This window comes from Streptomyces sp. AgN23, assembly GCF_001598115.1.
In the GTDB taxonomy this organism is placed as follows: domain Bacteria; phylum Actinomycetota; class Actinomycetes; order Streptomycetales; family Streptomycetaceae; genus Streptomyces; species Streptomyces antimycoticus.
The window spans coordinates 583,603-606,759 of the sequence record NZ_CP007153.1 but is presented as its reverse complement, the minus strand read 5'-3'; the positions used below and the strand labels follow the sequence as shown (position 1 = coordinate 606,759).

21 protein-coding genes and 1 pseudogene are annotated in these 23,157 nt (G+C 71.9%); 10 read left to right on the top strand and 12 right to left on the bottom strand.

Features of this window, described 5'->3' with window-relative positions; genetic code table 11:
* Nucleotides 1-17: 17 nt before the first annotated feature.
* The 5 genes from AS97_RS02925 to AS97_RS02905 all read right to left on the bottom strand — a co-directional run bounded on the left by AS97_RS02925 (nt 18) and on the right by AS97_RS02905 (nt 4,159).
* Entirely contained in the window at nt 18-725 is a 708-nt protein-coding gene (locus AS97_RS02925) for a dienelactone hydrolase family protein (RefSeq protein WP_210564279.1), read from the bottom strand.
* Between the two features lie 166 nt (nt 726-891).
* Nucleotides 892-1,251, bottom strand: a complete 360-nt coding sequence (locus AS97_RS02920) for a hypothetical protein (protein WP_059148286.1) — start codon at nt 1,249-1,251, stop codon at nt 892-894.
* Between the two features lie 169 nt (nt 1,252-1,420).
* Entirely contained in the window at nt 1,421-2,977 is a 1,557-nt protein-coding gene (locus tag AS97_RS02915) for a Rieske 2Fe-2S domain-containing protein (RefSeq protein ID WP_059148285.1), read from the bottom strand.
* A gap of 125 nt (nt 2,978-3,102) precedes the next feature.
* Nucleotides 3,103-3,879 (bottom strand): CbtA family protein, encoded by a 777-nt coding sequence (locus AS97_RS02910; protein WP_059148284.1) that lies wholly within the window; start codon nt 3,877-3,879, stop codon nt 3,103-3,105.
* A 55-nt stretch (nt 3,880-3,934) separates the two neighbouring features.
* Entirely contained in the window at nt 3,935-4,159 is a 225-nt protein-coding gene (locus AS97_RS02905) for a CbtB-domain containing protein (protein WP_059148283.1), read from the bottom strand.
* A gap of 262 nt (nt 4,160-4,421) precedes the next feature.
* Here AS97_RS02905 and AS97_RS02900 point away from each other — a divergent pair, with 262 nt between their 5' ends.
* The 5 genes from AS97_RS02900 to AS97_RS02880 all read left to right on the top strand — a co-directional run bounded on the left by AS97_RS02900 (nt 4,422) and on the right by AS97_RS02880 (nt 10,000).
* On the top strand, nt 4,422-5,018 hold the full coding sequence (locus AS97_RS02900; RefSeq protein WP_210564278.1) for a histidine phosphatase family protein: 597 nt from the start codon (nt 4,422-4,424) through the stop codon (nt 5,016-5,018).
* 111 nt (nt 5,019-5,129) lie between these two features.
* Entirely contained in the window at nt 5,130-6,647 is a 1,518-nt protein-coding gene (locus AS97_RS02895) for an FG-GAP repeat protein (RefSeq protein WP_086709412.1), read from the top strand.
* A 106-nt stretch (nt 6,648-6,753) separates the two neighbouring features.
* Nucleotides 6,754-8,172: a serine/threonine-protein kinase gene (locus AS97_RS02890; RefSeq protein ID WP_125758497.1), complete on the top strand. Its 1,419-nt coding sequence runs from the start codon at nt 6,754-6,756 to the stop codon at nt 8,170-8,172.
* On the top strand, nt 8,169-8,531 hold the full coding sequence (locus AS97_RS02885) for a hypothetical protein (protein WP_059148279.1): 363 nt from the start codon (nt 8,169-8,171) through the stop codon (nt 8,529-8,531). The genes AS97_RS02890 and AS97_RS02885 overlap by 4 nt, the downstream gene beginning before the upstream one ends.
* 137 nt (nt 8,532-8,668) lie before the next feature.
* Nucleotides 8,669-10,000, top strand: a complete 1,332-nt coding sequence (locus tag AS97_RS02880) for a S1 family peptidase (protein ID WP_059148412.1) — start codon at nt 8,669-8,671, stop codon at nt 9,998-10,000.
* Here the strand turns inward: AS97_RS02880 and AS97_RS02875 are convergent.
* The 6 genes and pseudogenes from AS97_RS02875 to AS97_RS02850 form a co-directional block, all read right to left on the bottom strand.
* A complete protein-coding gene (locus AS97_RS02875) occupies nt 9,979-10,998 on the bottom strand; it encodes an SMP-30/gluconolactonase/LRE family protein (protein ID WP_125758498.1) in 1,020 nt (339 codons plus the stop codon). The genes AS97_RS02880 and AS97_RS02875 overlap by 22 nt on opposite strands.
* 4 nt (nt 10,999-11,002) lie before the next feature.
* A complete protein-coding gene (locus AS97_RS02870; protein ID WP_059148277.1) occupies nt 11,003-11,647 on the bottom strand; it encodes a hypothetical protein in 645 nt (214 codons plus the stop codon).
* 131 nt (nt 11,648-11,778) lie between these two features.
* Nucleotides 11,779-12,253: pseudogene (locus tag AS97_RS02865) on the bottom strand (beta-galactosidase); the annotation flags it as partial.
* Between the two features lie 109 nt (nt 12,254-12,362).
* Complete coding sequence (locus tag AS97_RS02860; protein ID WP_059148275.1) at nt 12,363-12,599, bottom strand: hypothetical protein; 237 nt, start codon at nt 12,597-12,599, stop codon at nt 12,363-12,365.
* A 75-nt stretch (nt 12,600-12,674) separates the two neighbouring features.
* Complete coding sequence (locus AS97_RS02855) at nt 12,675-13,808, bottom strand: cation diffusion facilitator family transporter (RefSeq protein WP_125760078.1); 1,134 nt, start codon at nt 13,806-13,808, stop codon at nt 12,675-12,677.
* Nucleotides 13,809-14,015: 207 nt separating this feature from the next.
* Nucleotides 14,016-14,588: a hypothetical protein gene (locus tag AS97_RS02850; RefSeq protein WP_125760079.1), complete on the bottom strand. Its 573-nt coding sequence runs from the start codon at nt 14,586-14,588 to the stop codon at nt 14,016-14,018.
* A 120-nt stretch (nt 14,589-14,708) separates the two neighbouring features.
* Between AS97_RS02850 and AS97_RS02845 the strand changes: the two genes are divergently transcribed.
* Nucleotides 14,709-16,718 (top strand): amino acid transporter, encoded by a 2,010-nt coding sequence (locus AS97_RS02845; RefSeq protein WP_247204207.1) that lies wholly within the window; start codon nt 14,709-14,711, stop codon nt 16,716-16,718.
* Nucleotides 16,719-16,751: 33 nt separating this feature from the next.
* Here AS97_RS02845 and AS97_RS02840 read toward each other — a convergent pair whose 3' ends face one another.
* Nucleotides 16,752-18,089 carry a radical SAM protein gene (locus AS97_RS02840; RefSeq protein ID WP_059148411.1) on the bottom strand — a complete coding sequence of 446 codons (1,338 nt, stop codon included), beginning with the start codon at nt 18,087-18,089 and terminating at the stop codon, nt 16,752-16,754.
* Between the two features lie 190 nt (nt 18,090-18,279).
* Here AS97_RS02840 and AS97_RS02835 point away from each other — a divergent pair, with 190 nt between their 5' ends.
* The 4 genes from AS97_RS02835 to AS97_RS02820 are packed head-to-tail and all read left to right on the top strand — an operon-like array spanning nt 18,280 to nt 23,098.
* Nucleotides 18,280-19,371, top strand: a complete 1,092-nt coding sequence (locus AS97_RS02835) for an NAD(+)/NADH kinase (RefSeq protein ID WP_059148271.1) — start codon at nt 18,280-18,282, stop codon at nt 19,369-19,371.
* A gap of 39 nt (nt 19,372-19,410) precedes the next feature.
* Entirely contained in the window at nt 19,411-20,004 is a 594-nt protein-coding gene (locus tag AS97_RS02830; protein WP_059148270.1) for a 2Fe-2S iron-sulfur cluster-binding protein, read from the top strand.
* Nucleotides 20,001-20,999, top strand: coding sequence for a xanthine dehydrogenase family protein subunit M (locus AS97_RS02825; protein ID WP_059148269.1), 999 nt, complete (start codon nt 20,001-20,003; stop codon nt 20,997-20,999). Before AS97_RS02830 ends, AS97_RS02825 begins: the two co-directional genes overlap by 4 nt.
* Nucleotides 20,996-23,098 carry a xanthine dehydrogenase family protein molybdopterin-binding subunit gene (locus AS97_RS02820; RefSeq protein ID WP_210564277.1) on the top strand — a complete coding sequence of 701 codons (2,103 nt, stop codon included), beginning with the start codon at nt 20,996-20,998 and terminating at the stop codon, nt 23,096-23,098. Before AS97_RS02825 ends, AS97_RS02820 begins: the two co-directional genes overlap by 4 nt.
* Nucleotides 23,099-23,157 lie beyond the last annotated feature (59 nt).

Sequence of the window (23,157 nt, the reverse complement as noted above, 5' to 3'; positions counted from 1 at the left end):
GGCGTAAGCCGATTTCCTCAGCCCAGCCGCTGGTGCAGGAAGTCCACCGTGCTCCGCCAGGCCGACGCGGCGGATTGGGCGTGATAGGACGGCCGCTCGTCATTGAAGAAGGCGTGACCGGCGGGATAGACCCGGAAATCCGGGTCCACCCCCGACTGCTCCCGGATGGCCAGGCGCATCCGCTCCAGATCGTCCAGCGGCACAGCGTTGTCGTTCTCCCCGAAATGGCCCAGGATGTCGGCCCGCAGCCCCGAGAAGTCCGGCAGGTCGCCCTGAATGACACCGTAGAAGGGCACCGCCGCGCCGACCCGGGCATCGGTGGCGGCCAGATACAGCACGAAGCCGCCGCCCATGCAGAACCCGACCGCCCCCACGGTGGCGGAGGTGACCTCGGGCCGGCCGAGGAGATGGCCGACCGCCCCGGAGAGCAGCTCGACGCCGCGCTCCACCGGCAGATCCGCCATCATCCGGTGCGCCTCTTCGGCGTCATGGGCGACGCTGCCCCCGTACAGATCGGGCGCCAGCGCGACGAAGCCCTCGCGGGCCAGCCGGTCGGTGACATCGGCGATGTGGTGGTCCAGGCCCCACCACTCCTGAATGACGATCACCCCGGCCCCCTGCCCGGAGGGCGGCAGCGCCAGATAGCCGTGGGCGGTGGTGTCCGCGCTGGGGAAGGTGACGTTTTGACGGGCGGGGGAGCCGGTTGGCTTCGGGGCCTCGGGCATGGGGATATCGCTCCTGTCGTACCGATCGTCGCTGGCCCCACCCATCGTAGGGACGGCCCGGGCCACCAAGGCGCGGCTCGCGCCGACACCGAGCGCTCTGACGAGGCAGTACGCCTGGCCGTGGCGGCGGTGGCCGCCACGGCCGTCCCCCCTCGGGCGGTCGGTCTCAGTAGGAGTAGATCGACGTCGCCTTGATCCGGTGGTCGGTGCCCCATGTCGTGCAGAGGGTGGTCCCACCGGAGCTGGTGTAGGCGGTTCCGTTGGCCTTGATGTTCCAGCCGGGGTAGGCGATGAAGCCGCCACCCTGCTTGTACAGGCCGCCGTTGCCGCCCATGGTGTAGCCGGGGAGGTAGTACGGGGTGCCGCTCGAGGTCACCAGATACACGCAGCCGTCGCGATGCTCGTACGTGCCGTAGTACGTCGCGGTGGGCGCGGCGTTCACGTGGCCCGCGGTGGTGAGCACCGCCCCCAGGGACAGCATGCCCCCGGCCGCGGCGAGGGAGAGCCGGCGCAGTTTGCCTGTCATCACATTGCCTCCGTTGCGAGTGAGCGAGGTCGACGGAGACGAATGTGCCAGCGCCCGGGGGCCGATGGTGGTGCTGAGCGCTGTCCCGGACAGCCTCACGGCCGTGGCCTGGGCATCTGTGTCCTGTCCGGGACAGCGCGGGTGCGCGACCGGTCGCTCCGGCCGTGGGTCAGGATCCGGCGGCGGGGGAGGACGTGGCCGATGCGCGGATGTCGTGTCCGTCCGAGGTCAGACAGCGGCCCGTGGACAGGTCGTAGCGCCAGCCGTGCAGGGTGCAGGTGAGCACCTCGCCCTCGATCTGCCCGAACCGGCCGAGGTCGGCGCGCAGATGGGGGCAGCGCCGCTGCACCCGCCAGCCGTCCAGCTCGATGTCCTGGCCGTCGTCCTGGCATGAGTCGTAGTAGTTCTCCACGTACTCGATGCGCTCCATGGACAGGCACTTGAGGAACACATACAGGAACTCGTTGTAGGGCCCGATCCGGCTGGCGGTGAACCGCATCGACAGCAGCAGGCTGTTGGACCAGTCCACCTCGCGCCGCTCGATGTTGGTGGCCACCAGGTCGGCCGAGGTGGACAGCGTGTAGCGGCAGCGCTCACCGTCCCAGAGGCGGACCTCCCGCGCCGGGAAGTCGATCACGATCGGCACCTCGCCCACGTCCAGCCGCGCCGGGCCGCCGACGCCCGCGCAGATCCGGTCGGCCCGGGTCAACAGCGGTTCCCACCACTGCTTCAGCTCTGCCAGCAGCCGCTCGCGCGGCAGCGCCGGGGCCCGCGAGGCGCGCTCGGCGGCGAGCACGGGCTGCTGTCGCCGGGCGAAGTCCCGCAGATACGCGCGCTTCTCGCCGAAGATGTGCTCGATCTCCGACTCGGTGTAGCGGTGGGTGAGCTTGCACGCCGTGTCCTCCGGCTCCGCCACCGTCCCCGGCAGCAGCAGACGCGCCCTCACCCCCGGGCGCGCCCGGCCCAGCTGGCGCAGGAACTCCAGCTGGTCCACGAAGATGCTCGTCCCGTCCCGGCCGGTGCCGTTGTGCTCGAAGAGCTCGTCGTCGAGGAAGCAGGGCGGGCCCGCGTTGGGGAACACATGCTTGGCGTCCACCGCGTCGATATAGCGCAGCGCCCGGTCGAACTGCCCCTGCCGCTTACGCGCGGCGAACTCCTTCTTGGCGGAGTCCGGCAGCTGGTACACCATCGGATACCAGATCGCCCCGGAGAACTGGACGAAGTACGCGTCCACCTCGCCGAACTCCCGGATCGCCGCGATGTCCAGCGGATGGGCGTCGTTCTGGTTGAGCAGCACCGTATCGCCGTCGTCCAGCGAGAGTGCCGAGTCGCCGATGGGGCCGTCCCCGGGGCCGGTCAGCGCGGTGATCATGATGCGCAGGCCGTCGCGCTCGACCGGTGTGCCCGTGCGGGTGTGGAGGAAGTTCGTGAAGCCGAGCGCTCTCAGCTCGCGTTCCAGCTCATCGGTGGCGAAGGCCGGAAGCAGCACGGTGATGTCCTTGCGCACGTTCCGGCGCAGGTTCTCCGCGTCGAAATGGTCGCGGTGCAGATGGGAGACATACAGATAGTCAGCCGCGCGCCCATAGTGTGCCCAGTCCAGATCGGTGTTGTCCGGGAACGGAAACCACGAGCCGAAGAAGGCGGGATTCACCCATGGATCGCAGAGCACCGACCCCGCCGCGGTTTCGATGAACAGCCCAGCATGCCCAAGTCCGGTCACGCGCATACCACAGCACCTCAACCCGGTCGGTGATGTCTGATATCTCCACCGTGTGGGGGTTCGTGCTGATGCGCATCCGCGGCTGCGCTTGCCGGGTGGCGGGATCCGCCACCCGGGTCACGCTGGTGTGATCAAGGCCGTTCCGCCGTGGCCAGACCGGTGGCGCCCGTGGCCGCCACCTGATCCGCCGCCGTGGGGCGCGGCGCGAGCAGCCGCTCGGCCAGATGCCCGAAGACCAGGCCGAACGACGCCCACAGAGTGCACTGGACCGTCAGGGCGGCCAGCCGGAACTGCCACAGCACCGTCGCCGGGAACCCCTCGGGCACCTCGTTGAACGACGGAAGGAAGGCGTACGCCAGACCCACCGCCACGATGAAGGCGACCGAAGCGGCCACCGTGGCGTTCCAGTTGCCCAGCCTCGGCGCGAGCCGCTTGCCGAGGATGACCGAGCCCACGGACAGCAGGACACTGAGCACCACCATCAGGAAGTACAGCGTGGTGCGCTGGTCGAGAGTGCTCGGATCGCCGACGGCCGGCGGATTGGCGGGGTATTTGAAGAACGGCACCAGATAGCCGGCCACCAGTGCGCCGAGCGACACCAGCGCGGCGGTGGCGCGCGGCCCGAACCGGCCGATGCGGCCGAGGGCCACACAGACCGCGAGGGCCGCGATGCCGCCGAAGGCGACACCGTAGACCAGGACGCCGGTGCTCAGCCCCGCGGTGGACTGCATGGTGCGGCTGACGAGTTCGGCGCCGCCGTGCTCATGGCTGTGCGCTTCCTCGAACGCGATGGCCGAGTCCACGCGTGGCTCGCCGAGCAGATAGGCCACGGCAAGCGCCGGCAGCGCGGCGGCGAGGCCCGCGAGCATGCCCCGGACGAGCAACGCCCGGACGGATATGGAGTTCATGAATGTTTCGATTCCCCTGGGGACGAGACCTGCGTCGGAAAGCGGAGGTCGAAGGTCAGTGGCAGGGGAAGCCGAGCAGATGGCGTCCGTCGTGGACCCATTCGTGCACACCCTCGCCGGAGACGACGGCGGTGGCGCCCTGCTCGGCGCCGATGAAATACAGGAGGATCAGCATGAGGAGGCCGAAGAAGAGCGCCCACGGGGCGATGGCCTTCAGCGAGATGGGGGTGATCTCCGGCACCGGCTGAGCGCTGGGTGCGGGAATGGCGGACTGTGCCATGGCGGAACCTCCAGGGGAACACGCGTCCCGGTCGTTGGTACTCATGCGACGGCGCTGGGTCTGACTCGCCCGGCGGGCGGCCCGCGTACGGGTGCTCCGCCGGACACACAGTGGCGCGACCGTGCCGGAATCTCACCGGGCTTCCGTCACGCCGTCGTCTTGTCATGAGACCGTAGCGCGCGATGGTCGTCCGCCGCTACGGCGCGGATCCCGGAATGTGCGTCTCTAGGCGGGCGAATGGTGCGGATGAGGGGGTTGGGTGATGCGGTTCACGTTGGTCGCGCCCGCCGTCAACGCGGCGCTGCGGCAGGTGCGGTTCGACGACGCGCCGCCGGACCCGGCCGGGGTGCGCCGGGCCGAGGCGGCGGCCCCGGCGCTGCCCCACCACGACATGGCGTTCACCGCGCCCTCCGCACGCTGCCGCGGTACCGCCCAGGCCCTGGGGCTCGACGCCGCCGTGGTGCCTGAGCTGGGCGATCTCGACGTGGGCCGCTGGCGGGGCCGTTCGCTGGACGAGGTGGGGCAGGAGGCGCCGGAGGAGGTCGCCGCGTGGCTGTCCGATCCGGCTGCGGCGCCGCACGGCGGCGAGTCGCTGCTGGAGCTGGTGGAGCGGATCGGGGCCTGGCTGGAGACGCACCTGGAGAGCCCGTCACCGGGCGTACCGCCCGCCCCCGCGGGGCGGCTGCTCGCCGTCGTGGAACCGGCCGTGGTCCGGGCGGCGCTCGTCCACGCCCTCGGCCTTCCCGCGCCCGCGTTCTGGCGGCTGGACGTCGCCCCGCTGACCGCGACGGAGCTCAGCGGCCGTGCGGGCCGGTGGAATCTGCGCTGCGGACACCCGCTGGCGGCGAGCGTGCCGTAACGCGCTCTGGCGGGGTGCCTGCCGTAACGCGGGCGCCTGCGCTGACGGGTGGCGCGCCGTAGTGGGACCCGATCCGTAATGGGGCTGTGCCGTAACGAAATGATCTCTCCGATGGCGCTGCTCCACCGGATGCGCTGTCGTGGCCTGATGGCGTCCCCCAGTACCAGGCTCCGCCCCGTCACCGCCACCCTCTGCGCCGCCGCGCTGGCGCTGCTCACCGCGTGCGGCGGTGGCGGCGGAGACGATGCGAAGAAGGGCGGCGACGGGGCCGGGAAGAGCACGGCCTCACCCGTCGTCACGCCCACCGCGACCGCTCCCGTCACCCGGGGCAAGGGCAGCGCGCTGCCGGACGACCTCAACGGCGACGGCCGCCCCGAGCTCAGAATCCCGCTCGCCTCCGGCCAGGAACTCGGCAGCCTGCGCCGTATCGCCTATGTGTACGGTGCGGCGAAGGGCGTCGACCCCGCCGTCCGCACCGTGCTCGGCCGTGCGGACCTCGGCCTGCCCACCGGCGCCGGATGGCAGGAGCGCGACGCGGGCGAGATGCACTCCGCCACCACCGCGGACCTCGATGGCGACGGCTTCGCCGATGTCATCGCCACCGCCACCAAGCAGCGCGACCCGGCCGGCACCGAGCGCGTACACATCACCACCCAGACCCTCCCCTACATCACCTGGGGCGGCCCCGAAGGGCCGCGCCGGGGAGCCCCCGCCACTCCCGTGCGGCTGGCCGACGCCGACGACGGCCTGGAGATCCCACGGCCCCTGACGGCGGGTGACTTCAATGGGGACGGACACCACGATCTGGCCGCCGTGCGCCAGGCCGGCAAGGACTTCCACGTGATGTACGGCCCGTTCGGCCGCGACGGCAGGGCCGCCCGCACAAAGACGTACGCCAATCCGCTCGGGCCCGGCGGCCAGATCGCGGAGCTGTACGCCGACGCCATCGACGGCGATCGGCCCACCGACCTGGTGGTGCACGCACAGGGCGACGACGACCAGATGGAGTCCGCGCTCCTCACGGCGGGCCCGGACGGCCTCGCCACCACCGGCCGCACTCTCCGCAAGGGCAACGCGATCGCCTTCGGCGACTTCGACGGCGACGAGAAGCGGGATGTCGCGGTCGCCGACACCGGCAGCCGCAACGACGAGCCGGGCTATGAGACCGAACCCGCGGACGTCAGCCAGTCGGTGAGCGTGTACACCAAGCGCGCGGCCGGATCGACGCCTTCGCCGATCAAAATCCCCGCCCTGGGCGGTGATGTCCTCGCCGCGGCCGACACCGACGGAGACGGCACCGACGAACTGGCCGTCTCGCTGCGCACCGGCGGCACCGAACTGCTGACGATCCGCCCGGACGCCCCCGGCGAGATCGCCCACCGCCGCACCCTCGACCGCACCGTCCCGGCCCGCGTGGACGGCCGCAAGGTGCCGAAGAAGCAGCGCGCCGTCAAGCTCTTCGGCGCCGGGGACTTCGACCACGACGGCAAGGACGAGGCCGTGCTGGCCTGGGGGCCGGACCCGCTCTTCGCGCTCTACGGGGAGAAGCCGCAACGGTTCTGGGTGACCGACGGTACCCGTGACAAGGTGGTGTTCACGAGCGCGCCGTACGAGAAGGGCGCCTCCTGAAGCCGCGGTGCGCCACCGCACTCGTGTCCGTGTGCGCGCGACCCTCTTCGCCGGGCCCGGCCGACGCCTTACTGTGGGCGTCAGTCGGCTGGTGAGGGGGTGGCGGATGGGGACGACCGGGGGAACCTCCGGCGACGATCGGGACGAGCACGGCTCCGAGCGGGGCTCGCCGCACGGGAGCGTGCTCGGCGGCCGGTACGAGCTGCGCGGGCGCCTGGGCGCGGGCGGTATGAGCCTGGTCTGGGACGCCTACGACGTGGCGCGTGGTCGCCCCGTCGTCGTCAAGGAGCTGCGCCCGGGCGGCGATCCGGACCCGGAGGCGTACCGGCGGTGGCGCGAACGGCTGCGCAGTGAGGTCCGCGTCCTCGCCGCGACGGTGAATCAGCATCTGGCCACCATCTATGACCTGGGCGAGCGGGACGGCCGGGTCTGGATCGTCATGGAGCGACTCGACCCGCGTTCGCTGGCGGACCGGATGCGCGAGTGGGACGGACGGCCGTACGCGCCCGAGATCGCCCGGATCGGCCTGGAGGTGCTGCGGGGGTTACGGGCGCTGTACGCGGCGGGGGTCGCCCATCGGGACGTCAAACCGCGCAATATCCTCTTCCGCCCGGACGGCCCCGCGGTGCTCGTGGACCATCTCGGCCTGACCTTCGTGGACGAGGACACGGTGGTCGGAACGCCCGCCTACATGGCGCCCGAGCGCTTCACGCCCTCGCCCTATCCGGCGGCCGCGGAAGCGATGCTCAAGGCCGATCTGTGGTCACTGGGCGTGACCCTGTACGAGGCCGTCGAAGGCGTCGCGCCGTTCCAGGGGGAGAGCGTGGGCGAGTTGATGAGCGCGGTGCTCAACGATCCGCCGCGGCCCATGAGATACACGGGTCCGCTGCGGCCGCTGATCGAGGGTCTGCTGGTCAAGGACCCGGAACGGCGGCTGACGGCCGAGCAGGCCGAGGCGCTGCTGCGTACCGTGGCCCGGGGAGAGCGGCCCTTGCCCGACCCGCCGGCCCGGGCAAGGGCCGCTCCGGCCTCCGTGAGGGGGATGGCCCCCCGGGTGAGTGCTGTGAGCGTCGGAGCCCTCGTCTCGATCGGCGTCGTGCTGGGGATCCTCCTCGCCCTGTCGGGGGCGGTGGCCCTGCCCTCGCTGCGTTCCGACTCCCTGGACGACGTTCCCGGATGGGTGGGGCTCGGGTGTCTCGGCCTGCTGTGGCTGGCGCTCGCGGCGCGCGGCTTCGCGTCGGCCAGACAGCGGGACCGCCGGGCCCGGTGGCTCGACGCCCTGCGCCCGGATGCCGCGGAGGCGGCCGCCCGGCCCGCCGGGCCCTGGCAGGCGCTGTGCGAGGGATATCTGGCGTCCCTGGCGATCCCTCAGCCCCCGGTGCGGCGGGCGCGACGTCCGGTGGAGCGAGAGATGGAGCGGGACATGGCCGAATTCCTCACCGCCCTCGGTCCGCCTCCGCCTCCGCCACGGTCCGCGGCCGCGGATCCCCCATCCCGTCCGGACCGTCCGGGGGAGGCGCCGTGACCGAGAACGCGAGTGAGAACCCCGCCCCGGGCAGCCCCCCGGAGGCGGCGGTGCCCTGGGGCGACCGGCTGCCGGTGGAACAGGCCAAGGAGTGGGAGGCGGTCCGGCCCGGCACGGTGGAGTGGATGCTCACCGAGCTCCAGCGGGAGCGCGAGCACCGCCGCCGCATGGACTGGGTCCACACGGGGCTGCAGGCATTCGGCTCGCTGCTCGGCGCGGGCACGGTCGTGGCGTACATCTGGGTGGCCACGTACTTCCTCGCCCATGACGCCGCCACTCAGGGCGCTGCCATCCTCGGCGGTGGCACGGCCGCCCTGGTCGGGGGGTTTCTCGGCAAGCGCTACGGCGACCGGCGCTGATCCCCGTCCCCCGCGGGCCGCGGAACCGTGGCCGCCGCTTCGTCCGGGGAGTGAGCAGGACGCCGCTTCCTTACGTATGAGGGGCAGGGCCTTCGCCGTCCGAGGCCCCGGCTGGATCGACGTAAGGAGACAGGGTGGTGAAGCACATGCGGCGAGGAGTGCGCCGGGTCGTGCGGTTCGCGGCTGTCGGGGCACTGGTCTGTGGCGGGGTGATGGTCTCGCAGGCCGTGCCGGGCGGAGCGGCCCACGGGACGACCGGAAGCGACGGTTCGAGAGCCCTGACCGCGCGCCAGACCGACGATGTGGGCGGGCGGCTGGTGTCCGCGCTCGGCACCTCCCGTACGGCGGGCAACTGGATCGGCGCCGACGGCCGTCCGGTGGTCGCGGTGACGGACGACACGGCGGCGGGCGAGGTCAGCCGGGCCGGGGCCACCGCCAAACGGGTGCGGTACAGCATGGCAGAGCTGGACTCCGCGACCGAGAAGCTGCGCTCGGCACCCCGGGTTGCGGGCACCGCGTGGATGGTGGACCCCAAGTCCAACCAGGTCGTGCTGGTCGGCGACAGCACCGTCTCCACCGCCCGCTGGTCGAGGATGAAGGACCTCGCCGCGCAGGTGGGCGACGAGGTGCGCACGCGGCGGACGACGGAGTCCTTCACCACCCGAACCGCCGGCGCCTCCCCGATGTTCACCAACGGCAGCCGCTGCTCGGCCGGTTTCAACGTCACCAACGGCCAGACCGGTTTCATCCTGACGGCGGGGCACTGCGGTCCCCCCGGCACCCCCTGGTTCACCGACGGCACCGGCCGCACCCGAATCGGCGCCACGGTCCGGACCAGCTTCCCCGGCAATGACTTCTCGCTGGTGCGGTACGACAACACCTCGCTGGACCAGAGCAGTGTGCTCAATGTCGGTGGCGGCCAGGAGGTACGGGTCACCGGCGTGGCCGACCCCGTCGTGGGCCAGGAGGTGTTCCGCAGCGGCAGCACCACCGGGCTGCGCTCGGGCAAGGTGACCGGGCTCAACGCGACGGTCAACTACCCCGAGGGCACGGTCACCGGGCTGGTCCAGGCCACCGTGTGCGCCGAGCCCGGCGACAGCGGCGGCCCGCTCTTCGCCCAGGGCGTGGCGCTCGGCGTCACCTCCGGCGGCAGCGGCGACTGCACCAAGGGCGGAGTGACGTTCTTCCAGCCCGTGACCAAGGCGCTGAGCGCGCTCGGGGTGAGCATCCCGGGCGCCAAGGCCCAGAGCGCCAACCCGTCCATCGCGTCCGGCGGCCAGACGGGCGCCGCGCCCGGCACCTCAGGGATCGATGACGGCGTCTCGACGCTCGACGACGTCGTGGCGTACGCCCAGAGCCTGGGCCCCGGCCTGGTGGTCATCGTGGTGGGGTTCGCCGGTCTGCTGTCCACGCTGGCCATCCGGCCCCGGAGCCGCCGCTACCGCCGCTATCCCGCCGGCTGGGGATGAGCCGGTGCGGTGGCGTCCCGGGGCGGCAGCGCGCACACCGCGATGCCCCGTTCCAGGAGGCTGCCCAGGATGAGGAGGCCACCGAGCACACACGCGCTCGTGACCATCCGGTACGGGGCCCGGTGCCGCACCAGATGGCGGACGACCCGGCCGTCGGGCCCGATCGCCAGGGCTCGCACCGTGGGCCGCGGGCTGGGCCGGAACCTGGTGACGACGGGCACCGCCGCCCTTCTGAGCGGGGCGGGTGCGCGGTGCAGCAGATCCACGGCGGGCTGCCGCGGGGCGGCGAGGGCCACCCAGAGGACGCCGTCGGGGCCACGCGTGAGATTGTCCGGGAACCCCGGCAGATCGCGGACGAGAAGGTCCCGTGTCCCCGCCCGGCGGCCGGTCAGCCACAGCCGGCTGATCCGGTAGGCGCCGCTCTCGGCCACGGCGACGTACGATTCGTCGGCGGCGAGCGCGACCCCGTTGGCGAACCGCAGCCCGTCCAGCACCACCTCCGCCCGGCCGCCCGGCCGCAGCCGGAGCAGCTGCCCGGTGGCGGTGTTCTCGACGATGTCGCCGAGCCAGTTCTCCAAGCCGTGGCGGCGGCTGGACACGGTGAAGTAGACCGTGCCGTCCGCCGCGGTGGCGACATTGCTGCAGAACCGCAGCGGCTTCCCGGCCACCGTGTCGGCGACCACCCGTACGGACCCGTCGTCCGGCCCGACCCGCAGCAGTCCGCGCCGCGCGTCGCACACCAGCAGGTCGCCGTCGGGGCAGGGGACGAGGCCCAGTGGCCGGCCGCCGGTGTGCGCGAGCACCTCGGAGCGGATGAGCGCATGGTCCGGGGACAACGTCAGCCGCCGGATGGCCCCGTCCGCGGTCCCGGTCAGGATCCGGCCGTCCGCGTCGATGGCGACATGTTCGGGCCCGTGCGCCTCCGGCGCCAGCACCCGCGGATACGGCAGCGGTTCGGCCGCCACGCCCGTCCGGGCCCGGGGTCGTATCCGCGGCATGGGCTCACACCGCCTTACGGGCCCGGGCGGCCCTGAGGCACCGCGTCATCTCCTCGGCGTAGGGCAGTGCCACGAAGGCGCCGATGCCGAGGCCGATGGCCGCCAGATAGCGGGCGGGCAGCGGGTTGTCCTTGGGCAGCAGCTTCCAGTCCTCGGGCCGGTCCCCGCCGCGCAGCGCGGCACGGACCTGGTCCCAGTGCAGACAGGAGGTGAACGCCATCGCCGACAGCGGCAGGACCTCCAGGAAGCTGTGGATGTGCTGCTCCACCGGGTGCACCTCGCGCTCCCCGGTGGCCAGGCTGACATCCCACAGCGCGGTGGCGCCGTGGGCGAGAGCCGCTCCTCCCATCACCGACAGCACCAGCGGATTGACCCGGGCCAGCAGCCCCATCGCGACGGGGATGCCCGCCTCCGTCATCATCAGGGCGTGGATCGCCGACTCCTTGGTGCCCGAGGTCTCCTCGATCCTGGTCCGCCGGTGCATGATCCAGTCCGCCACCGCCGGGACGAACCACAGTGGCATCACCCCGTACATCAGGAACCGCCGATTGGCGTCCTCGACGTCCACGGCGTTGCGCGGCACCTCCAGATCGCGTGGCCGCCGCCAGCGCCGCCATGCACGGGTCACCGGCATACGGGAAAGAGTCATCTCGCCTCCAGCACGACGTCGGAGAGGTCGGGTGCCCTCTTCGTACCGCGGACAAACGACCGCGCGAGGCTTCCACCCGTCCGGCGTGGCGCCGTTGGACTCAGCCACTCACTCAGCCGCTCACCCGGCCATCACCGGGCCTCGAAGGCGACGATGCGCTGGGCGCCGTCGGCCGCGCCCGGATGACCGCTGGTGAGGTCCAGCCGGAGCCGGGAGGTGCGGACCGGGTCGAAGGTGATGACCGTCGGGGTGCCGGAGGCGGTGGCCCACTCGACGGACGCCCCGCGCACCGGGACGTAGGCGTGGCCGTTCCAGGCGGAGACCTCGATCGAGGCGGGCAGGGTGTGGGTGGCGTCGACGGTGAAGGACACCTCGACGCGGCGCAGCCGCCGCCTCCCGCTCCAGGCCAGCGAGACCCAGTCGGCCTTCCGGGCGCCGTCGAAGGCGGGCAGCAGCGCGGTTGCGGGCTTGTGGAAGGCGTTGGACCGGCCGGTGGCCGGATCGCCGTCCAACATGGGCCGCCGGCAGGGTCGTCGGCGCGCCCGAATAGCTCGCGTCGGCGTGTGGATCGTCCGGGGCGCCGGGGCCGGGGTCGGGGGCGAAAAGGGGTCCCGCAGGGGGCTCAACGCCGGTCCGCTCCCGGGGAGTCGTACGACGACGAGGTGGCCCCCGCCCGCGGCGGGGGCCACCTCGTCGGAAAGGGGCTGACCGGCAATCAGTAGTGGTGGTGCCGGTGGTGGTCGGACTCCTCGACCACGGGGGGCGCCACTGCGGTCGGCTCGACGACACGCCGGCGCTTGTACACACTCACATACGCCGATGTACCGATGATGCCGACGGCCATCAGGATCAGGCCGACCAATTGGACGTTGAAGCCGCTGGCGTTCCAGTCGGTGGCGAAGGTGAGAATCCCTCCCACCGCGATCATCAATATGCAACCGCCGAGGCCCATCAGTTCTGCCTCCGTACATGAGTTCGCTGTTGTGGGCTGGTCTTCACCGGGTACCCAGGCCCGCTGGTGCCAATCTCATGCCCCGCGGTCCTCTCGTTCCACGGCCGCCACCGTCTCGTCGAGTGCCTGGCGGTCCTCGCGTGCCTTCGCCCGGTCCCTGGCCGAGGCGTCGGTGACATCGAGAAAGATCTGGTCGGCGTGCGGCCAGATCTCCGCCATCGCCGTCTTGACGCGGACCAGGACCTCCTCGACCTCCTCGCTGTCGAGACCGGGGAAGAGGTCGACCCGGGCCGCCACCAGTGTCGAATCGTTGCCCAGACGCATCGTCAGCAGACTGGTCACGGTGTCGATCTCCGGCTGTCCCTCGAGGAACCGGCGGAGCTCCCGGCGCTGGACCGGGTCGATCGCCTCGCCGATGAGCTGCCCGCGCGACTCCCGGGCCAGCCGGTAGGCCACATAGACCAGCAGCGCCCCGATCAGGAAGGAGGCCGTGGCCTCGTAGGCCACCTCGCCGGTGACCATGTGCAGCCACATGCCGAGCAGGGCGAACACCACACCGAGACAGGCCGTGGAGTCCTCGGCCAGGACGGTGCGCAGCGTGGGGTCGTCACCCCTGCGCAGTTCGGCCGCCATGCCACGGCCCGCCTCCCGGGCGTGCCCGCGGACCTGGAACAGCGCCCGGACCAGCGAGGAGCCCTCGGCGATGAGCGCCAGGCCCAGGACCCCGAGGCCCACCAGATAGCCGGTGTGATCCTCGGAACTGCCCGTGCTCAGCGCCTCGGCGCCCTGGAAGACGGAGAAGCAGCCGCCCATGACGAAGATGCCGACGGCGGCCAGCAGCGCCCAGAAGTAGCGCTCCTTGCCGTAGCCGAAGGGGTGCTGTTCGTCGGGCGCCCGCTTGCTGCGTTTGAGGGAGGCGAGCAGAAACACCTCGTTGAGGCTGTCCGCGACCGAGTGGGCCGCCTCGGACAGCAGCGCGGGGGAACCGGCGAAGACGCCGCCGACGGCCTTGGCCAACGCGATGACCAAATTGGCGCCGAGCGCGACGAAGACGGTGACGGCGGTCCGGGCGTCCTGGCCCCCCTGTGCCTGGGGCCCGTCCCGCTCAGGCCGGCTGTCCGGTGTGCGCGAGGGCTCCGGTCGGTCCGGCGTCTGCGGCGGGCGCGGTGCCTCGTGCCGGTCGGAGGGAGGTGTTGAGGAACGGCTCATCGGCGGGAAACTCCGTAGGCGGAAGTCCGTGCCGTCCTGGTGGCGCTCTTCGCCTGGGGCGGCCGGACGGCCTGTCCCTCTCGCGGGTGTCCCGATGCCGGGACCTCAATCGTGACGTGCACATCGTGACACGCCCCGACGACGGAGCGCGCCCCGCGGGAGCCATCCGGACCACGGGGCGCGCTCTGATCGGGTCAGCCGGTCGGGTCAGCCGGCCGGAGCGTTCGGGGAGGCGGGCACCTTCGGCAGCTCGCTGAAGATGTCGAGTCCCATGGCGGCCGCGATCAGCAGACCGATCACGCCGAGCGCCACCGCTCCCCAGGCCACCGCGGCCACCCAGGGGGCCCCGGTCGTGACGGGCCGCTGCCGCCGCAGCAGCACCACACCGGCGATCACCACGGCGGCCAGCGCGAAGAGCCCGTTGACGAGGGCCGTGGTGTGCCACGGAGTGCCGTACACCGTGGCGATCTGATCGGCGGCCGCCCCGGACTGGGCCTTGATCTGGCCGGTCAGCTGCTTGCGCTCCTGCAGCATGGTGCCGAGCCAGGTGCCGGAGAGCGAGGCGAGCCCGAGGCCGGCGCCCACGACCGCGGCGGCGCCGGGGACGACGCTCGGCGTGGTGGCCGGGGGAGGGGGTCCGAGGTCGTCGGACGCTTCCTCGAGGTCCGGTGCTTCCCGCGGGTCCGCAACAGCGTTCGGGGCGCCCTCAGCCGTGGCTTCCTCGCCTTCCGCGGGCTGTACTGCGGTGTCGGTCGATTGATCGGTCTTGGTGGTGTCCATGTGCCGCAACCGTACGGACCGAAGATGAAAACCCACTGAGAAAGCGATGTCCTTCGGCCGGCGGCACCGGCCGGGTGGTGGCCGGCCGGCCCGCATACGCTGACCGAAGGGTCTCACCCGATGGCCGGGGACCCTTTCGCCGTACGACGGGAGTGCCCCGTGGTCTCCTCCACCTCTGGCGACGGCGCCTCCGACGGCGGGGCACGGCACCGGTTGCGCGGATGGCTGCTGGCGGGCCTGACCGACATCGCCAAGCGCCAGCCCGGTCCGTACGCCGAGCCGGAAAGCGCACACCACGGCCGGCCGTGGTGGCGGGTCATGTGCCTGACCGGTCTGGACTACTTCTCCACCCTCGGTTACCAGCCCGGTATCGCCGCCCTGGCGGCCGGGCTGCTCTCCCCGCTGGCCACCGTGGTGCTGGTGGTGGTGACCCTGGTGGGCGCGCTGCCGGTGTACCGCAGGGTGGCCGAGGAGAGTCCGCACGGCCAGGGCTCGATCGCGATGCTGGAGCGGCTGCTGACCTTCTGGAAGGGCAAGCTGTTCGTCCTCACTCTGCTGGGGTTCGCGGCCACCGACTTCCTCATCACCATCACCCTCTCCGCCGCCGATGCCACCGCCCACCTGGTGCAGAATCCGCATCTCACCTCGACCCTGCACGGTCATGAGGTGGCCGTCACCCTGATTCTGGTGGGACTGCTCGGCGCGGTGTTCCTCAAGGGGTTCACCGAGGCCATCGGCATCGCGGTGGTGCTTGTCGCGGCCTATCTGCTGCTCAACGCGGTCGTGGTGGCGGTCGGGCTCTGGCATATCGGCACCGCGCCGCATGTGATCCCCGACTGGTCCCAGGCGCTGGTCGCCGAGCGCGGCAGTCCCCTGGTGATGATCGGCGTGGCGCTGGTGATCTTCCCGAAGCTGGCCCTGGGCCTGTCCGGGTTCGAGACGGGCGTGGCCGTCATGCCGCATATCGAGGGCAAGCCGGGCGACACCCCGGAGCGCCCCGCCGGACGTATCCAGGGCGCCAGGAAGCTGCTGACCACCGCCGCTGTGATCATGAGCATCTTCCTCATCACCTCCAGCTTCATCACGACCCTGCTGATCCCGCAGCGGGAGTTCGCACCGGGCGGCCAGGCCAATGGGCGCGCCCTGGCCTATCTCGCCCATGAGTACCTGGGCTCGGCCTTCGGCAGCGTCTATGACGCCTCCACCATCGCCATCCTCTGGTTCGCCGGCGCCTCGGCCATGGCCGGACTCCTCAACCTGATGCCCCGCTATCTGCCGCGCTACGGCATGGCACCCCACTGGGCGCGCGCGGTCCGCCCGATGGTGCTGGTGTTCATCGCCGTGGCGTTCCTGGTGACCTGGCTCTTCAAAGCGGATGTGGACGCCCAGGGCGGCGCCTATGCCACCGGTGTGCTCGTGCTCATCACCTCCGCCGCCATCGCCGTCACCATCGCCGCCCGGCGCGCCCGGCAGCGCGGCTGGACCATCGGCTTCGGTGTCATCGCGGTGATCTTCCTGTACACCACCGCGGTCAACGTCATCGAACGGCCCGACGGCGTCAAGATCGGCGCCTGCTTCATCGCGGGCATCCTGGCCGTATCGCTGCTGTCCCGGGTCGCCAGGGCCTTCGAGCTACGGGTCACCAGCGTGACGTTCGACCCCCTGGCCGAGCGGTTCATGCGCGACACCGCCCACCGCAGGATCCGCTTCATCGCCAATAAGCCGGAACGCCGCGACCTGGCCGAATACCGGGAGAAGCAACACCAGATCCGCGCGGACAACGACATCCCGCCCGAGGACGACATCATCTTCGTCGAGGTCACCGTCGCCGACCCGTCCGAGTTCGAAAGCGAGCTGCAGGTGTGCGGGGAGGTGGTGCACGGCCGCTACCGGGTGCTGACCCTGCAGAGCGCCACCATCCCCAACGCCCTCGCCGCACTGCTGCTGTGGGTGCGGGACGCCACCGGGCAGCGCCCGCACATCTACTTCGAGTGGACGGAGGGCCATCCGCTGGCCCACTTCCTGCGCTTCTTCCTCTTCGGCCAGGGAGAGGTCGCCCCCGTCACCCGTGAGGTCCTCCGCGAGGCCGAACCCGACCGCGGCCGCCGCCCCCACGTCCACGTCGGCTGACGAGGTCCCCCGAGCCGGAGCCGGCCGTCGGCGTCAGGGCGCCACCGGCTCCTGCTCCGGCTCCGCGGCGGGCAGGCTGTCCATGAACGAACTCACCGAGAACACCGCCCGCCCCGGCCCCGGCGGGCCGTATCCGGGCGGCGAGGCCAGCCCGAAGTCCTCGAGCGTCGCCCGGTAGGTCTCCAGCAGCCGGATGTGGTACTCCAGCGGGGCGCCCTGCGGATTGGCCTTGCCCAGCGGTGTCGTCGGCTCGGGACACCATGTGGTGAACCGGGGCACGACACCGTGCGACATGAAGAACCGCAGTCCCTCGGCGGTGGAGTCGATCGCCTCACCCACGGAGGAGAAGCCGAACGGCTCGGCCATCTCCACGCCCGCGACGAAGTTGGGAATCACATTCCGGGCGCCGAACACCTCGGTCGAGTCCAGGATCCGGCGGTGCCACTCGTCGCGGCCGATGTAGCGCTCCTTGCCCGGGCAGTACAGCTCGAACAGCCGCCGGTCCCACACCTCGAAATTGGGGTGGTAGATCCGCACCCCGTAGTCGTGGAACCGCTGGACGTCGTCCTTGGGCAGCGCCTGCGCCACCACCTTGCCGATCCACCGGCCCGGAAAGCGCTCCTCGATGGCCTTCGCGTACTGGCCGTAGAAGTCGGCCTCGTCCCGGCCGCCGATATGCGAGGTGATCGCGCCGCCGGTGAGGGTGTACGCCTGGGAGGCGCGGGCGGTGTCATGGCGGTCGATGATCTCCAGCGCCTCCAGCACCTCCTCGACCGGCTTCACCCCGGTGTACGGACGGCCCGCCGCCTTGTGCTGACGCCAGTTGTGGTTGATGTCGCAGTACTGGCACTCCTCCTTGGCGCCGAAGTACTGGCACACCCGGAAGACCGTCAGATAGACCAGATAGCCCCACTGGATGGTGGGCGCGACCTCCATCACCGACTTGCCGTTCGACAGGGTGTGACGGTAGTAGTCCGGCATCGGGGGCAGCCCCACATCGGCGATGCGCGCACCGTCCAGATACAGGCCCAGCGCACCGTCCTCCCCGGCCCGGACCACATACGGCGACGCGGGGTTGACGCGGACGGACACCACGGTGCGGCGCAGCTCGTACGGCCCGCCGGTGAGCACGACCTCCTCGGGCGGCCGGTTGAGGGCCGCGGCGCCCAGTTCCGGAAGGGTGCGGTGGTCGAACGAGAAGATGAAATACGACTTCGGCTTGACGTCGCCGTCCTCGTTGCCGCTGAGCGCGGACTCGTCGAAGGCCATGCCGCCGCGCAGCAGGTCCTCCTTGATCACGGCTTCCCCGGGCACCTGGGGGAAGCTCGCCATCAGGCCCTCGACCAGCTCGGTTCGTCTCTGGCTCGCCATCTGCCGCCCCATCCCTGGCTCCGTATGGACGCCGGGTGGTTCCCCCGCAGGCCATCTGCCGATCAACACCATAGATCAGCGTGGACGTTCAGCTCCAGAGTGCCTGCCCTCGCCACGCCCGGCCGGTCGCCAAGACCGCGTGCCGGCCTGGCGGGCGCCTCGGGGCCGGCCGGTCTACGGTGGAAGGGCCATGGCTGTCAATCGGCTCGGCATGGTCGTCCACCAGGCCCGCCCCACCGCTGTCGCGGCGGCGCACACCGCCCGCGCATGGGCCGCTGCCCATGACATCTCCTGCTACGAACTGGACGTCTGGCGCGGCGGCCAGCCCCGGCGCAGCGCCAAGGAGGAGGCCGCGGCCGCGGGCCACCCTGACCTGATCGTCACCTTCGGCGGCGACGGCACCTTTCTGCGCGGCGCCCGGCTCGCCGCCGTGAACGGGGCCGCGGCGCTGGGGGTGAACGTGGGGCGGGTCGGCTTCCTCACCGAGATCACCGTCGATCAGGTGGAGGACGCGCTGGACGCCGTCCACGACGGCCGTGCCACGATCGAGGAGCGGATGTTGCTCACCCTGCGGGCGTCCCGGCCGCTGGAGATGCCCGAGGGCATGGAGGCGCTGCTGCGGTACGGGCGGGGCCCCTCGCCGCCCCCGCCCAAGGTCCGCCCCGGCCAGGGCCCTGAGGAGGTCGGCTGGGGCATTCCGCTGGATGTCATCGCCGTCAACGACGTGGTCTTCGAGAAGCTCGCCCGTGACCGCCAGGCGGGGCTCGGCGTGTATGTGTCCGGGCAGTTGCTCGCCTCGTACGCGGCCGACGCGATCATCGTGGCCACCCCGACCGGCTCCACCGCCTACAGCTTCGCCGCCGGCGGGCCGGTGGTCTCCCCGCATATGGACGCGGTGGTCTTCACCCCGGTCGCCCCGCACATCGCCTTCGACCGCACCGTGGTGGCCGCGGTGGACGAGGCCGTCGCCGTGCGGGTCCTGCCCACCTCGGGGCAGGTGGCGGTCAGCCTCGACGGGCAGTTGCGCGGGGTGCTGGATCCGGGTGACTGGGTGGCCGCCTACCGGGCCCCGAACCGGCTGCGGCTGGTCCGGCTCGCGCCGACGCGGTTCTACCACCGGCTGCGGGACCGCTTCCGGCTGGCCGACTCGCCCGCCGTCGACGCGGCGCCGCCGTTCTACCACCCCCGCTCCCCGGTCCCCCCGGACCTGGCGCATCTGCGGCTGGCCTTCGATCCCCTGCCTACGGAGCCCCTGCCTCCGGAGGCGGAACACGGAGAGTGACGCCGAAGATGCGGGGTGCCCGCCCCGATGCCAGGCTGAGTGATTGTGACAGCTCACGCGTTTCACAGCGATCTCACGCTGCGTGTCAACGGTGCCGATCGCCCCCTCACCCTCGACCACCGGGTGACCCTGCTGGACGCCCTGCGCGAACACCTGGCGCTGACCGGGGTCAAGAAGGGGTGCGACCACGGACAGTGCGGGGCCTGCACCGTCCTGATCGACGGGGAGCGGGTCAACAGCTGCCTGGTGTTCGCCGTGGCCGCCCAGGGCCGCGACATCACCACCATCGAGGGCGTGGCGGGGCTCGCCGCCCCGGAGGAACTCCATCCGCTGCAGCGGGCGTTCCTGGAACACGACGGCTTCCAGTGCGGCTACTGCACACCGGGCCAGATCTGTTCCGCCATCGGCGCTCTCACCGAGGCCGCGCGCGGCTGGCCCAGCCATGTCACCGAGGACATGGCGGCCGGAGTCGGCGCGCCGGGCGACCTGGACGCCGACGAGATCCGGGAGCGGATGAGCGGCAACCTGTGCCGTTGCGGGGCCTACCCCGGCATCGTGGCCGCCATCCGCGAGGTCGCCGGGGCCGACGGCGGGGCCCCGGCCCGCGCCGGCGCGGCGGGAGGGGCGCGATGAAGCCGTTCGCCTACGAGCGCGCCACCGACCCCCAGGCCGCCGCCACGCTCGTGGCCGACTCCACCGAGACGGTGTACCTGGCCGGGGGCACCAACCTGGTGGACCTGATGAAGCTCGGGGTGACCGAGCCCGCCATGCTCGTCGACATCACCCAGCTGCCGTACGACACCATCGAGCACCGTCCCGACGGCGGTGTGCTCATCGGCGCGCTGGTCGGGGGCAGCCGGCTCGCCGGAGACCCGGGCGTCCGCGAGCGCTTCCCGGCGCTGGCGGAATCGCTGCTGTCCGGGGCCTCCGGGCAGCTGCGGACGGTGGCCACCACCGGCGGCAATCTGTTGCAGCGCACCCGCTGTGTGTACTTCCAGGACGTCACCAAACCCTGCAACAAGCGGCGGCCGGAAACCGGCTGTTCGGCCATCCAGGGCCTCCACCGCGACCTGGCCGTGCTCGGCACCTCCGACTTCTGCGTGGCGAGCCACCCCTCGGACATGGCGGTGGCGATGGCCGCGCTCGACGCGGTCGTCCATCTGCGGCGGGTGAACGGCAGTCCCCGTGCGGTGCCGCTGAACGACTTCTACCTGCTGCCCGGTGACACACCGGACCGCGAGACGGTGCTGCAACCGGGTGATCTGATCACCGGTGTCGAGCTGCCACCGCCCCCCGAGGGCGCCGCCATGTCCTACCGCAAGGTCCGCGACCGCTGGTCCTACGCGTTCGCGGTGGTGTCGGTGGCCGTCGTGGCCGCCACGGACGCCGACGGCACACTGCGGGAGATCCGGCTGGGGCTCGGCGGCGTGGGCACCCGCCCCTGGCGGGCCCGGGAGACCGAGCGGCTGCTCCTCGGCCGGCAGCCGACCGAGGAGACCCTGCGGGAGGCGGCACGGGCCGAGTTCGCCTCGGCGCGCCCGCTGCCACAGAACGCGTTCAAGATCGACCTCGCCGTGGATGTCATCACCTCGGCCGTGCGTGACCTCGTGGGAGGGCAGCATCGATGACCACGCTCCAGCGGACCGTGGGCGCGGAGGTGACCCGCGTCGAAGGACGTGAGAAGGTCACCGGTACCGCGCTCTACGCCTATGAGTACCCGGTGCCGGACGCCCTGTACGCGTGGGCGGTGCAGTCCACCGTCCCGCGCGGCAGGGTGCGCGCCGTCGACGCCGCCGCGGCGCTGGCCCTGCCCGGGGTGATCGCCGTGCTCGACAGCCACCATGTCTTCCGGCTGCGCCCGACCGACGCCCCCGAACTCGCCGTGCTGCAGTCCCCCGAGATCGCCTACCGGGGGCAGATCGTGGCCGCCGTGGTGGCGGACACCTTCGAGACGGCCCGTCAGGCCGCGGCGGAGGTGCGGATCGAGTACGAGGTGGACGACCACGACGCCGAGCTGAAGGACGGCGACCCGCGCATCTTCGTCCCCGACACGGTCAACGGCGGCTACCCGGGCCGGACCGAGACCGGCGACGTGGAGGCCGCCCTCGCCGCGGCGCCGGTCGTCCTCGACGTCACGTACACCACGCCCCCGGAGCACACCGCCCCGATGGAACCGCATGCCACCATCGCGGTCTGGGACGGGGACTCGCTCACCCTCTACAACGGCGACCAGGGCCCCTGGATGACGGCCACCCGGGTGGCCGAGCTGTTCGGCCTGCCCGAGGGCGCCGTCCGGATCGTCGCCGACCACACCGGCGGCGGCTTCGGCTCCAAGGCGATTCCCCGCCCGCCCACGGTGCTCGCCGCGCTGGCCGCCCGCGCCGTGGGCCGCCCGGTCAAAGTGGCGGCCACCCGGCAGCAGATGTTCACCATGGTCTCGTACCGCACACCCACCCTGCAGCGCATCCGGCTCGGCGCCGAACGGGACGGCCGGCTCACCGCCATCTGGCACGACGCGCTGCAGCAGAGTTCCACACTCAGCCCGTACTGCGAGCAGACGGTCACCCCCACCCGCGTCATGTACGCCGCGCGCCACCGCCGGACCACCCATCGGCTGGCGCAGCTGGATGTGCCGACGCCTTCGTGGATGCGGGCCCCCGGTGAGGCGCCCGGGATGTTCGCGCTGGAGAGCGCGATGGACGAACTGGCCGTGGAACTGGGCATCGACCCCATCGACCTGCGGGTGGCCAACGAGCCGTCCGTGGAACCGGAGACCGGTCGCCCCTTCAGCAGCCGCAACCTGGTGGCGTGTCTGCGGGAAGGCGCGGCGCGCTTCGGCTGGGCGGGCCGCGACCCCGCACCGGGGCGCCGCCGGGAGGGGCGCTGGCTGGTCGGCACCGGAGTGGCGGCGGGCAACTACCCCGCCCTCACCTCGCCGTCCACCGCGACCGCCCGCGCCGAGCCCGGCGGAGGTTTCACCGTACGGATCGCCGCGGCCGACATCGGCACCGGGGCCCGTACCGCGCTGACCCAGGTGGCGGCGGACGAACTCGGTGTGGAGATCGACCGGGTCACCCTCGACATCGGCCGCAGCGCCTACGGCCAGGCACCGTGGGCGGGCGGCTCGATGGGCCTGAGCTCCTGGGGGTGGGCGGTGTCCAAGGCGTGCCGGGCGCTGGCCAAGCGACTCGAAGAGGTCTCCGGCGCGATCCCGCCCGGTGGGCTGGAGGAACGGGCGGACACCGCCGAGGACGTCGAGGCACGCCGGGAGTTCTCGCGCCACGCATACGGCGCCCAGTTCGCAAAGGTGCGGGTGGACGCGGTCACCGGTCAGGTGCGGGTCGACCGGCTGCTGGGGATGTTCGCCGCCGGACGCATCATCAACCCTCGGACGGCGGGCTCGCAGCTGCGCGGCGGCATGTCCATGGGACTGTCGATGGCGCTGTACGAAAACCTGGAGACGGACCCGCGGTTCGGTGATTTCGCCAACCACGACCTCGCCACGTATCACATCGCGTCCCACGCCGATGTGCCCGATGTCCAGGCGCACTGGCTCGACGAGGACGACGACGAGCTCAACCCGATGGGCAGCAAGGGCGTCGGGGAGCTGGGCATCGTCGGCACGGCGGCGGCTGTCGCCAACGCGGTGTACCACGCCACGGGGGTGCGGGTGCGCGATCTGCCGATCACGCTGGAGCGGGTGCGCGCGGGGATGTCCGCCCACTGAGCGGGCGCCCGGCCCGTCGCGGCTCCCGGGTGTCCCGCGGTGACGGCGCGGGACACCCG

Excerpts from the sequence above, each read along its gene's own strand:
- AS97_RS02850 (WP_125760079.1), bottom strand. The coding sequence starts at position 14,588 with ATGGACACCACCAAGACCGATCAATCGACCGACACCGCAGTACAGCCC.
- AS97_RS02825 (WP_059148269.1), top strand. The coding sequence starts at position 20,001 with ATGAAGCCGTTCGCCTACGAGCGCGCCACCGACCCCCAGGCCGCCGCC.
- AS97_RS02860 (WP_059148275.1), bottom strand. The coding sequence starts at position 12,599 with ATGGGCCTCGGCGGTTGCATATTGATGATCGCGGTGGGAGGGATTCTC.
- AS97_RS02875 (WP_125758498.1), bottom strand. The coding sequence starts at position 10,998 with ATGCCGCGGATACGACCCCGGGCCCGGACGGGCGTGGCGGCCGAACCG.
- AS97_RS02840 (WP_059148411.1), bottom strand. The coding sequence starts at position 18,089 with ATGGCGAGCCAGAGACGAACCGAGCTGGTCGAGGGCCTGATGGCGAGC.
- AS97_RS02900 (WP_210564278.1), top strand. The coding sequence starts at position 4,422 with ATGCGGTTCACGTTGGTCGCGCCCGCCGTCAACGCGGCGCTGCGGCAG.
- AS97_RS02905 (WP_059148283.1), bottom strand. The coding sequence starts at position 4,159 with ATGGCACAGTCCGCCATTCCCGCACCCAGCGCTCAGCCGGTGCCGGAG.
- AS97_RS02855 (WP_125760078.1), bottom strand. The coding sequence starts at position 13,808 with ATGAGCCGTTCCTCAACACCTCCCTCCGACCGGCACGAGGCACCGCGC.
- AS97_RS02845 (WP_247204207.1), top strand. The coding sequence starts at position 14,709 with ATGGCCGGGGACCCTTTCGCCGTACGACGGGAGTGCCCCGTGGTCTCC.
- AS97_RS02895 (WP_086709412.1), top strand. The coding sequence starts at position 5,130 with ATGGCGCTGCTCCACCGGATGCGCTGTCGTGGCCTGATGGCGTCCCCC.
- AS97_RS02890 (WP_125758497.1), top strand. The coding sequence starts at position 6,754 with ATGGGGACGACCGGGGGAACCTCCGGCGACGATCGGGACGAGCACGGC.
- AS97_RS02870 (WP_059148277.1), bottom strand. The coding sequence starts at position 11,647 with ATGACTCTTTCCCGTATGCCGGTGACCCGTGCATGGCGGCGCTGGCGG.
- AS97_RS02835 (WP_059148271.1), top strand. The coding sequence starts at position 18,280 with ATGGCTGTCAATCGGCTCGGCATGGTCGTCCACCAGGCCCGCCCCACC.
- AS97_RS02915 (WP_059148285.1), bottom strand. The coding sequence starts at position 2,977 with ATGCGCGTGACCGGACTTGGGCATGCTGGGCTGTTCATCGAAACCGCG.
- AS97_RS02820 (WP_210564277.1), top strand. The coding sequence starts at position 20,996 with ATGACCACGCTCCAGCGGACCGTGGGCGCGGAGGTGACCCGCGTCGAA.
- AS97_RS02925 (WP_210564279.1), bottom strand. The coding sequence starts at position 725 with ATGCCCGAGGCCCCGAAGCCAACCGGCTCCCCCGCCCGTCAAAACGTC.
- AS97_RS02910 (WP_059148284.1), bottom strand. The coding sequence starts at position 3,879 with ATGAACTCCATATCCGTCCGGGCGTTGCTCGTCCGGGGCATGCTCGCG.
- AS97_RS02920 (WP_059148286.1), bottom strand. The coding sequence starts at position 1,251 with ATGACAGGCAAACTGCGCCGGCTCTCCCTCGCCGCGGCCGGGGGCATG.